This is a genomic window from Streptosporangium sp. NPDC006013 (genome assembly GCF_040614275.1).
In the GTDB taxonomy this organism is placed as follows: Bacteria; Actinomycetota; Actinomycetes; order Streptosporangiales; family Streptosporangiaceae; genus Streptosporangium.
Genome location: NZ_JBEXUE010000373.1, coordinates 1 through 10,098 on the forward strand (window position 1 = coordinate 1; position 10,098 = coordinate 10,098).

9 protein-coding genes are annotated in these 10,098 nt (G+C 68.3%); 8 read left to right on the plus strand and 1 reads right to left on the minus strand.

All coding sequences use genetic code 11. The annotated features are described in order from the left end of the window. The 3 genes from ABZ260_RS37985 to ABZ260_RS37995 all read left to right on the plus strand — a co-directional run. A partial coding sequence (locus tag ABZ260_RS37985; RefSeq protein ID WP_355627154.1) for a hypothetical protein occupies positions 1-191 on the plus strand: 191 nt, incomplete at its 5' end. A gap of 108 nt (positions 192-299) precedes the next feature. Then, the gene (locus ABZ260_RS37990; RefSeq protein WP_355627156.1) at positions 300-1,433 is read left to right on the plus strand and encodes a lipase; all 1,134 of its coding nucleotides are present in this window, start codon (positions 300-302) and stop codon (positions 1,431-1,433) included. 246 nt (positions 1,434-1,679) lie between these two features. Then, on the plus strand, positions 1,680-2,759 hold the full coding sequence (locus ABZ260_RS37995; protein ID WP_355627158.1) for a lipase: 1,080 nt from the start codon (positions 1,680-1,682) through the stop codon (positions 2,757-2,759). 632 nt (positions 2,760-3,391) lie between these two features. On the opposite strand, the gene ABZ260_RS38000 is transcribed toward ABZ260_RS37995, so the two are convergent. Next, a complete protein-coding gene (locus ABZ260_RS38000; RefSeq protein ID WP_355627160.1) occupies positions 3,392-3,616 on the minus strand; it encodes a helix-turn-helix transcriptional regulator in 225 nt (74 codons plus the stop codon). Between the two features lie 81 nt (positions 3,617-3,697). Here ABZ260_RS38000 and ABZ260_RS38005 point away from each other — a divergent pair, with 81 nt between their 5' ends. The 5 genes from ABZ260_RS38005 to ABZ260_RS38025 are packed head-to-tail and all read left to right on the plus strand — an operon-like array spanning position 3,698 to position 9,112. Further along, a complete protein-coding gene (locus ABZ260_RS38005; protein ID WP_355627162.1) occupies positions 3,698-4,318 on the plus strand; it encodes a TetR/AcrR family transcriptional regulator in 621 nt (206 codons plus the stop codon). Then, entirely contained in the window at positions 4,315-5,856 is a 1,542-nt protein-coding gene (locus ABZ260_RS38010) for an AMP-binding protein (protein WP_355627164.1), read from the plus strand. Before ABZ260_RS38005 ends, ABZ260_RS38010 begins: the two co-directional genes overlap by 4 nt. Continuing rightward, complete coding sequence (locus tag ABZ260_RS38015; RefSeq protein ID WP_355627166.1) at positions 5,853-6,644, plus strand: enoyl-CoA hydratase-related protein; 792 nt, start codon at positions 5,853-5,855, stop codon at positions 6,642-6,644. Before ABZ260_RS38010 ends, ABZ260_RS38015 begins: the two co-directional genes overlap by 4 nt. Beyond that, positions 6,641-8,005, plus strand: coding sequence for an amino acid permease (locus ABZ260_RS38020; protein WP_355627168.1), 1,365 nt, complete (start codon positions 6,641-6,643; stop codon positions 8,003-8,005). The genes ABZ260_RS38015 and ABZ260_RS38020 overlap by 4 nt, the downstream gene beginning before the upstream one ends. A 3-nt stretch (positions 8,006-8,008) precedes the next feature. Beyond that, positions 8,009-9,112: a serine hydrolase domain-containing protein gene (locus tag ABZ260_RS38025; protein WP_355627170.1), complete on the plus strand. Its 1,104-nt coding sequence runs from the start codon at positions 8,009-8,011 to the stop codon at positions 9,110-9,112. Positions 9,113-10,098: the final 986 nt, after the last annotated feature.

Genomic DNA, 10,098 nt, shown 5'->3' on the forward strand with positions numbered 1-10,098 from the left:
GGGCGGCCCAGCATCACGGTGAGCTGCGCCCTGTTGGCCAGCAGCACCAGCCGGTGTATCGGGTGCTCGCCGGGACGCAGGTCGCGGCCGCCACGTCCAGGGCCACCCAGTGGCCGTGGCGCAGCCTGTGCACCACCAGGGTCTCGTTCACCAGCCGACAGTATCCGCGCAGGTCACCGGCCGGGAAGTAATATCGTCCGCGAGGAGGAGCAGCGGTTTTCGCGTAGCGTCCTGGGCTGAGGCGAGATTCGTTCCGCGGCGCGATGCCGTACGCCTGCCCGGACGGCAGCGTGGAGAGCATGAAACGAACAACTCTCGTGATCGGCGTCGTCGCGCTCCTGGCGGTGGCCGCCGCCCCGGCAGTCGCGGCCACCGCCCCGGTGCGGTTCGAGCCGCCGTCCCCCACCGGCCCGCACAAGATCGGCACGGTCGCGCTGCACCTGGTCGACAAGTCCAGGACCGACCCGTGGGTGGCAGGGAACAAGCGCGAACTGATGATCAGCATCTGGTATCCGGCGCGCAAGACGGCGGGATACCCGGTCGCGCCGTGGATGCCGAAGGCGGCTGCCGACCGCTATCTGCGCGCGCTCGGCGTGCCGCCGGGCAAGCTGGTGCTGGGCGCGACGGACGGTCATCTGGGCGCCCCTGCCGACCGGCGGCTCGGGAAGCTGCCGGTGCTGCTGTACTCGCCGGGCGCCAACGCCTCGCGCTCCTACGGCACCGGGGTGGTCGAGGAGCTGGCCAGCCGCGGCTACGTGGTGGTGACTATGGACCACACCTACGACGCGGCCGTCGTGGAGTTCCCCAGCGGCCGGGTCGCCACCAACCCCACGGGTGAGATCACCGACTTCGTCAAGGCGGCCAAGGTGCGCGCCGACGACACCAGGTTCGTGCTCGACCAACTGGCCGCGCACAAGCTCCCGGCGGGGTTGTCGGGGGTGCTGGACATGAAGCGGATCGGGATGTTCGGCCACTCCCTCGGCGGCGCCTCCACCTCCTCGGCCATGTACGCAGACAAGCGCATCAAGGCCGGGCTCGGGCTCGACGGCGCGGTGCTCGGTCCGGTCGCAGAGGCCGGGCTGGACCGGCCCTACCTGGTGGTCGACACCCCGGGCAAGGGCGGGCTGGCCACCAACCCCGTCCTTCAGACGTTCTGGAAGAACCTGCGCGGCTGGCGGCTCAACCTCACCGTCAAGGGGGCGGCGCACAACTCCTTCGGCGACGACGTCCGGCTCATCAGGAAGGTCGCGCCTCTGATCGGGCTGCCAAAGGAGGAGCTGACAGGATCCGTCGGGACGATCACGGAGAAGCGGGCGCTGGCCTTCCAGCGTGCGTACCCGCTGGCCTTCTTCGACCGGTTCCTGCGCGGGCGGAAGTCCCCGCTGCTGGACAGGCCGACGCCGCGCTTTCCCGAGGTGACCTACACCAGGTAGGTCACTCACAACCCGGCACGGGCCGCCCGAGTGACGCGGCCAGGGCGCTGGCGATGAGCTTCTTCCGTGGGTGTCGAGGTCGCCGAGTACGGGTGGGCCATCGGGCCGCGGGGGCGCTCCCGCCCCTCCAGGTAGGTGGCGTCCATTTTTGTACCGAGCTCCTCGACCTTCGTACCCTTCTGGGCTGACGGCAGGTTCGGTCGCGCGGCCGAGGCGGGCGGCCCGGCCGGAGGCGAGCCTGGAGACATGAAGCGAACCACCTTCCTCCTCGCCTGCCTCTTGGTGCTGGTCACCGCGTGCTCGGAGCGGCAGCCGGTCACGTTCGAGCCGCCCAAGCCGTCCGGACCCCACCCGGTGGGCACGACCGCGACGCGCCTGGAGGACACGGAGCGCGGGCGGGAGCTGATGATCAGCCTGTGGTACCCGGCCAAGACGACGGCCGGCCTTCCTGTGGCACCGTGGATGCCCAAGGCAGCAGCCGAGCACTATATGCGCGACCAGGGCATCACCGGGCTGCGCCTGGACCGCACCAGCGGATATGAGGGCGCGCCGATGGACACCGGGCTGGGCAAGCTGCCCGTGATCCTGTACTCGCCCGGCCTCGACGCCTCCCGCTCCTACGGGACCGGAGTCGCGCAGGAGCTGGCCAGCCGCGGCTTCGTCGTGGTCACGATCGACCATCCGTACGACGCGGCCGTCGTGGAGTTCCCCGGCGGCCGGGTGGTCGCCGGAAAGCAGCCCACCGACCTCGACCAGGCCGTCGTCGTCCGGGTGGCCGACGTGCGCTTCGTCCTCGACCAGCTCCCTTCGCTCGACAAGGCGGGCTCGTTCGACCTGGAGCGCATCGGGATGTTCGGCCACTCGCTCGGCGCCTGGACCACGGCGTCCGCCATGTTCGCCGACACGCGGATCAAGGCCGGGTTCGGGCTGGACGGCGCCAAACTCGGCAAGAGTGACGAGGGCCGGGGGTCTCTGGACCGCCCATTCGTCGTGGTGGACACTACGGGCAAGGGCGGCATGGACAAGAACCCCCTGGTCCGGCAGTTCTGGGACAAGCTGACCGGGTGGCGGCTGCACCTCACGATCAAGGGCGCTGGGCATAACTCCATGGGCGACGACGTGGTGCTGATCCGGCTGGCTGCCGCGCAGCTGGGGTTGGGGAAGGCGGATCTGGAGGAGCTGGTGGGGACCATCCCGGTGGAACAGGCGCTCGCCTTCCAGAGGGAGTACCCGGCGGCCTTCTTCGATGAGCACCTCCGCAGCCACCCCTCCGCCCTGCTCAAGGCCCCTTCGGCGCAGTTCCCCGAGATCGGCTACCAGCGCTAACGCGGATTGCACGCCGCGTCACGGTCCGCCTCGGCGATGGCCCCTGTCGTTTGCAAGGAGGGCCCTCGTGTCCGAGACCACGCTGGGTACGCGCTCATCCAGCTCGTCTTCCTGCCCAGGGTCGGGTTGGGGACGAGAGCGTCTATACCAGTGAGGTCGCCCGCGGCGTCGCTGGCTGTGACCTTGCTTAACGGCAGTCTTGTTGGGGAAGGTGGATCGCGCACGTACGGCGGACGACCGCCGTACGGCGACGCGTACGGCGGTCGACACTCGCGCAGCTCAGCGACTTCGACATCTGCCCTTTCTGCCCGCTCAGTGAGGCGATCGCTGAAGAGCGCGAGCTCAGCCGGAGGCAGGTTCGATGTCGCTCAGCTCTGGATCGCGTTGGGGTTGATCTTCACTTCGATCGTCCTGTTCGAGCCTCCGCCCCATTCATCGCTTTCCCACAGGGGCAGGTAGGGCAGCGGCCAGGTCAGGTCGAAGGAGATGGTCGGGGTTGTGGGCTGGACGGTGTTGACCGGGAACTCGATACGGCCATGGCCGAGACCAGCCGCAGCCGAAGGCGGCCCGGTCCGGTCAGGCGGAGCCGACGAATCGGGAGTCCATCCCGATCAGTCAGAGAGCGCGGACCATCACTGTCGAGGAGCCTGGTTCAGGTAGCTCAGTACGGCCAGCACCCTGCGGTTAGCGGTGTGCGGCAGTTCGAGCTTGGCGAACACGGCCGAGATGTGCCGCTCCACCGACGCGGTGGACAGGCAGACCCGGGCGGCGATCGTCGCGTTCGAGCAGCCTTCGGCCATCAGGGTGAGGATCTCGCGCTCCTGCTCGCCCAGGCGGGCGAGTTTCGGATCGTTCATGGGGGGTCCGTTCTGAGGGTAAACCGTTGACCTCTCCACTTGCTCTTGCCGGTTTTGTACCACACCGCTTGAATCCTGGCCATGAGGTCAAAAGTTAAGCACGACGGTCCAAAAGGTTCCCTCATCGAGCGGATTCGCCGCAAGCAGATCGTGACGGGCGCGATCTCCACGATCGCGGCCAACGGTCTGGCGCACTCGTCGCTGGCGAAGATCGCGGCCGACGCGGGAGTCAGCAGAGGGGTGATCTCCTACCACTTCTCCGGCCGTGACGAGCTCATCGAGCAGGTCATCAACGCACTGTTCGTCGAGACGAACAGCTTCGTCAAGGCGCGGGTCGACGCCGCCGAGGACGCTGCGGCCAAGCTGCGCGCCTACGTCGAGGCGAGCTTCGAATTCATGATCGACAACCGGGACAACTTTGTGGCCCTTGTCGACATCTGGGGGAGCTTCGGCTCCCCGGAGGCCAAACAGCGCTTCAACGCCACGATGTACGACCCGTGCCGCCGCCACGTGGAGCGCCTGCTGCGACAGGGCCAGGACAGCGGCGCCTTCAGGGCTTTCGATCCCTCCACACTGGCCACCACGATCCAGGGCGCCATCGACGGCGTCATGCTCCAGTGGGTCTTCGACGAGCACGCCGTCGACCTGACCGGCTGCGCGGCCGAGCTGGTGGCCATATTCGACCTGGCGACCCGGGCGTGAGCGCGCGGAGTCTCGGTCACCTGCTGCGCGAACGCGCCGGGGAGGACGGGGAGCGGGTGCTGTTCAGATTCGGCGGCCGATCGACGTCGGTGGCCGAGGTCGAAGACCGTACCAACCGCCTGGCGAACGTGCTGGCCGCCCGAGGGGTACGGCGAGGCGACCGGGTGGCGGTGATGCTGCCCAACGGAGTCGGCTTCCCCGTGGCGTGGCTGGCGATCGCGAAGCTCGGCGCGGTCATCGTGCCGGTCAACCCCGGCTACCGCAGCGCCGACCTGGCCCACGTGATCGGCGATTCGGGCGCGGTCCTCGCACTGACCGGCACGGCGCAAGCCGTACGGGCGCTGCGGGAAGTGAAGATCGGCCAGGTGGGGCTGCTCGACCCCGCGGACGCGGGCCCCGCCGTCGAATCCGCGGACGGGGCGTTCGACGCGGGAGCCGAGCTGGCCGAGGCCGAGGCCGTCCACGAGCTGCCCGACCTCACCCGCGGCGACCTGCTCAACCTGCAGTACACCTCGGGCACCACGGGCTTCCCCAAGGGCTGCATGCTGACCCACGGCTACTGGCTGCACCTGGCGGAGCTGGCGGGTGAGATGGCGCTGGTCACCGCCGACGACGTGGACCTTACCGCGCAGCCCTTCTACTACATGGACCCGCAGTGGAACACGGTCCTGGCCCTGCTGGCCGGGATCCCGCTGGTGATCCTGGAGCGCTTCTCCGCCTCCACCTTCTGGCGTTCGGTCCGCGAGCACGGCGTCACCTTCAGCTATGTGCTGGGCACGATGCCGCTGATGCTGCTCAAGCAGCCGCCCGACCCCGCCGTCGAGCGCGACCACCGGATGCGGCTCATGCTCTGCTCGGGCATCGCCCCCGACCTGCATACCACCTTCGAGGAACGCTGGGGCGTGCCCTGGCGGGAGGCATATGGCAGCACCGAGGCGGGCGTGGTGCTGGCGGTGGCCGCCGACGACACGGCGTGCGTCGGCACCGGCGCGATGGGCCGGGAGGTTCCGGGCAAGCAGGCCAAGGTCGTCGGCGAGGACGGCGCCACGCTGCCCGACGGCGAGGTCGGCGAGATCGTCGTACGCGGCGAGCCGATGATGCTCGGTTACTGGGGCCGCGAGGAGGCGCTGTTCACCGACGGCTGGTACCGGATGGGCGACCTCGGCTACCGCGACCCCGAAGGATATTTCCACCTCGCCGGCAGGCTCAAGGAGATGATCAGGCGCGGCGGCGAGAACATCGCCGCCGCCGAGGTGGAGGCCGTACTGGCCGAGCACCCGGCGGTGCGGGCCGCCGCCGTCATCCCCGTGCCCGACGACGTACTGGGCGAAGAGGCCAAGGCCCTCGTGCAGCTCGTCGCGCCGGTCGAACCGGCCGAACTGACCGCGTTCGTCGCCGCGCGGCTGGCCGCCTTCAAGGTGCCCAGGTTCGTGGAGTTCGTCGACGCGTTCCCGATGACCCCATCCGAGCGCATAGCCAAGCATCTGCTGCCCATCAGCCGTGAGACGGCATTCGACAGAGAGACGGGGAAACGATGACCGACCTGAAGGTACGCCACGAGGGCGCCACCATGGTGATCACTTTCAATAGGCCCGAGGTGCTCAACGCCTTCCGCGACCAGACCTACCGTGAGCTGGTCACCGCCCTGGAGGAGGCGGCTGACGACCCGGCCGTGCGCGTGGTCGTGCTCACCGGCACCGGTCGGGCGTTCTCGGCGGGTACCGACCTGAAGGAACTGGCCGGGCACCTGGGGGAGGAGTCGGAGCTCCTCAAGGAGCGCACCAAGGCGCTGCAGGAGCTGACCATGCTCCTCACCGAGCACCCCAAGGTGATCATCTGCGCGGTGAACGGACTCTCGGTGGGCATCGGCGTGGAACTGGCGCTGGCCAGCGACATCCGGATCGCCGGCGAAAGCGCCACGTTCGCGCTCAAGGAGGTGCACCGAGGCTTCTTCCCCAGCAACGGCGTGCTGTATTTCCTACCCCGGCTGGTCGGGCACGGCCGCGCCGTCGACCTGCTGTTGACCGGCGAGCGCATCGACGCGGCCCAGGCGTACGCGACCGGGCTGGTCAGCAGGCTCGTCCCCGACGCCGAACTGCCCGGCATCACGCTCGCCCTGGCCGAGCAGGTGGCCGCCGCCGCGCCCACACCCGTACGGCTCATCAAGCAGGCCATGACCCAGGTGTGGGAGCTGGACCTGCCGGAAGTCCTCGCCGTGGAGATCGAGGGCCTGCTCGCCTGCCTCAACAGCGCCGACATGATCGAGGGCGTCAACGCCTTCGCCCAGAAGCGTGCCGCCACGTTTCAAGGGAGCTTAACGGCATGACCGAACTCGACCACCCTCCAGCGTTAAGGCGCGGGCTCAAGTCACGCCACATGACGATGATCGGCCTGGGCGGCATCATCAGCGCCGGGCTGTTCGTCAGCAGCGGCAAGGTGATCGCCGACACCGGGCCCGCCGCGCTGATCGCGTACGTGCTCGGCGGTGTCATCGTCGTCCTGGTGATGCGGATGCTCGGCGAGATGGCCGCGGCCCGCCCCACTTCGGGGTCCTTCGCCGACTACGCGCGCCTTGCTCTGGGGGAGCGCGCTGGTTTCCTGGCCGGGTGGAGCTACTGGCTCTTCGCGATCGCGGCGGTCGCGTTCGAGGGGGTGGCGGGAGCCCAGCTGCTGCGCTCGCTGCTCCCGTCGCTGCCGGTGCTTCCGGTGGCGGTCGCGCTGGTCGTGGCGGTCACCGCGGCGAACCTGGTCTCGGTGAAGCTGTTCGGCGAAACCGAGTTCTGGCTGGCCACGATCAAGGTCGTCGTCATCGTCGCCTTCATCGCGGCCGGGCTGCTGTTCATCGTCGGGCTGTGGCCCGGCGGCGGCGTCGGGCTGTCGAACCTGACGGAGTACGGCGGGTTCGTCCCCAATGGCTGGGGCGCCGTCGCCACGGCCCTGGTCACCGTGCTGTTCTCCTACTTCGGCGCGGAGATCGTCACCATCGCGGCCGCCGAGTCGCAGGAACCCGCCAAGGAGATCGCCAGGGCGACCATCCGGGTGGTCTGGCGAGTGCTGATCTTCTACGTCGGTTCGGTCTTCGTGATCCTCGCGATCGTGCCCTGGAACCAGGTCCCTGCCAACGGCGAGGACAGCCCCTTCGTCACCGCCATCGACCGGCTCGGCATCCCCGGCGCGGGCCCGGCCATGACCGTGGTGATCCTGGTCGCGGTCCTGTCGGTGGCGAACGCGGCGATGTACGGCGCCTCGCGCATCCTGACCGCGATGGCCTCCCGCGCCGACGCGCCCGCCGCGATAGCCCGCGTCAATGCCAGAGGGGTGCCCACGCGGGCGCTGCTCCTCGGCTCGGGCCTGGCCCTCGTGATCATGTTCGCCGCCTACGCGGTGGACCCGCAGGCCGTGTTCGGCCTGCTGATCAACACCGCCGGGCAGCTCGTCCTGGTCCTGTACGTCCTCATCGCGTTCAGCCAGCTCAGACTCCGCCGCCAGGCGCTGGAGCCGCTGCCGCTGCGGATGTGGGGCCATCCGTGGCTGACCTGGACCGTGATCGTCGCGCTGGTGCTGGCGTTCGTGGCCGTGGCCACCTCGCCAGGCGCGCTCCCCGTGGTCGTGGGCGTCGCTGCGGTCCTCGGCGGTCTCCTACTGGTCCACCAGCTCATTTCCCGCTTCCGTCGACAGGAGTTGTGACCCTTGCGAACGCTGATCGCCGCGCTCTGCGCGGCTCTGGTCCTCATTTTTGGTACGAGCCCCGCCCAGGCGTCCCCGCGCATGTATCAGTGCCTCATCGACGAGGCGGTCCGATCGCCGGTCCCCGGCGCGATCCTCCAGGTCGACGGGCCCGGCCGGCGCTTCACCGACGCGAGCGGCAAGTTTCAGCGCGGCGGGCGCGATCTGCGCGTTTCCGATGGCTTCCGTACGGCCAGCAGCACGAAGACGGTGACGGCGGCCGTCGTGCTGAAGCTGGTGGAGCAGGGCAAGCTCGGGCTCGACGACCTCATCTCGAAGTATCTGGACCCCAAGCTGATCGCGCGACTGCCGTACGGCTCTGAGATCACCGTCAGCCAGCTCCTCACCCACACCTCCGGCGTCTTCGACTATGTGAAAGACGCCTCCTGGTACGACTACGTCTTGGCGCACCCCCAGAAGACGTGGAGCCCCACCGAGCTCGTCACCTGGGCTATCGAGCACGGCACCCCTTACGGCAAGCCCGGCGAGGTCTACCGCTACTCCGACAGCGGCTACGTCCTGGCCGCGCTCGTCGCCCAGGATGCGGCGGGGATGCCGCTGCACCGCCTCTACCGTGAGCTGCTCCTGGAGCCGCTCGGCATGAAGCACACCTACCTGGAGTACTGGGAGCGGCCCCTTGGCCCGATGGCCCACCCCTACCTCGGCGACCTCGACACCCACGGCTTCAACCCCACCTTCGACACCTTCGGCGGCGGCGGCCTCGTCAGCACCGCCGGTGACCTGACGACGTTCATACGCGGCCTGTTCGAGGGCAAGGTCTTCAAGGACCCACGGACCCTGAAGACCATGCTCACCATCACCCCGCAGAGCGAGAAGGCGGGCACGCCGTACGGCATGGGCATCGAGACCGAGACCGTCGCCGACGAGACGATCTACGGACACGGAGGGTTCTTCGGCTCCTTCAACTACTACTCGCCCAAGCACCGCGTCTCGGTCACGGGCACCATCACCCAGTCGGTCGCCGTCGCCTTCGGCCCCTGGAAGAAGCTCGTCCACAGCACCTTCACCCACGCCTTCGGCAAGCCGGTGACCTGCCCAGCGACCTGACGCGCCCTGCGGGGTGCGGAAACTCAGCCGCCGAGGTTGACCTGGGTGTGTGTGGCTCGAGCATGATGAGGTCTCGGGCATCCCGCTGACGGTGTTGTGGTCCTGCCTCTATCTCATTCTCGGGCGTGTCTTTCAGCTTCTGGTCCTGCTGGGTCGCGGTGATCGGGCCAAAGCGATCGAGATCGTGGTGCTTCGCCATCAGGTCGCTGTGCTGTGCCGTCAGGTGAACCGGCCCGATCTCCAGCCTGGAGATCGGGCCGTGCTCGCGGCTGCTTCCCCGCTCGTCATGGGATGTTTTCTTCGTCACCCCGGCGATGTTGCTGAGCTGGCACCGTGCCCTGGTGACGCGCCGGTGGACCTACCCGTCCAAACACCCGGGGCATCCCTCTACCCGCGCGGAGATCCGGGAGGCGGTGTTGCGCCTGGCCCGGGAGAATCCTTCATCACGAGACCGTCGGCCGCCTCAACCACCACATGCCCCCGCTACACCCACCGACCTCGATCAGGTCCGCCTGCAGCGCCGACAGGTACTTGACGGTCTGATCAACCAGTACCGGCGGGCCGCATAGACGAGGCGATGATCACAGGCCAGAGGCCACATCCGGGTTTTCGCACCCCACAGGCCGACACCGCCGGCGATCTGGCCGAACTACTCAGAATGTACGGCGAGGTTGAGCAGCCGTACTCGGCGACCCGTACGCCTATGGTTTCGACGGCACTGCTGCCGTTGTGGAGGCCCTACGTCTCTTAGGAGCTCTCGAACCCAAGATTGACCAGATGAATGAGCAACCTGGGCGCGATCGCACAGGACTAAAGCTAGCCTGCGAACCCATCCTGAAAGCGGCGACACTTATAACACGAGGATGAAATAGGCGGAGTCAGAGGCGTGACGGGTGTGTCCAGTTAACGGTGTAACTCGGTTTTGAAATTTCTCTATCGAGAACTCGGGGACAGACGACCTTCGAAGGTGATCGCGAAGGCGTTCA

Excerpts from the sequence above, each read along its gene's own strand:
- ABZ260_RS37990 (WP_355627156.1), top strand. The coding sequence starts at position 300 with ATGAAACGAACAACTCTCGTGATCGGCGTCGTCGCGCTCCTGGCGGTG.
- ABZ260_RS37995 (WP_355627158.1), top strand. The coding sequence starts at position 1,680 with ATGAAGCGAACCACCTTCCTCCTCGCCTGCCTCTTGGTGCTGGTCACC.
- ABZ260_RS38000 (WP_355627160.1), bottom strand. The coding sequence starts at position 3,616 with ATGAACGATCCGAAACTCGCCCGCCTGGGCGAGCAGGAGCGCGAGATC.
- ABZ260_RS38005 (WP_355627162.1), top strand. The coding sequence starts at position 3,698 with ATGAGGTCAAAAGTTAAGCACGACGGTCCAAAAGGTTCCCTCATCGAG.
- ABZ260_RS38015 (WP_355627166.1), top strand. The coding sequence starts at position 5,853 with ATGACCGACCTGAAGGTACGCCACGAGGGCGCCACCATGGTGATCACT.
- ABZ260_RS38020 (WP_355627168.1), top strand. The coding sequence starts at position 6,641 with ATGACCGAACTCGACCACCCTCCAGCGTTAAGGCGCGGGCTCAAGTCA.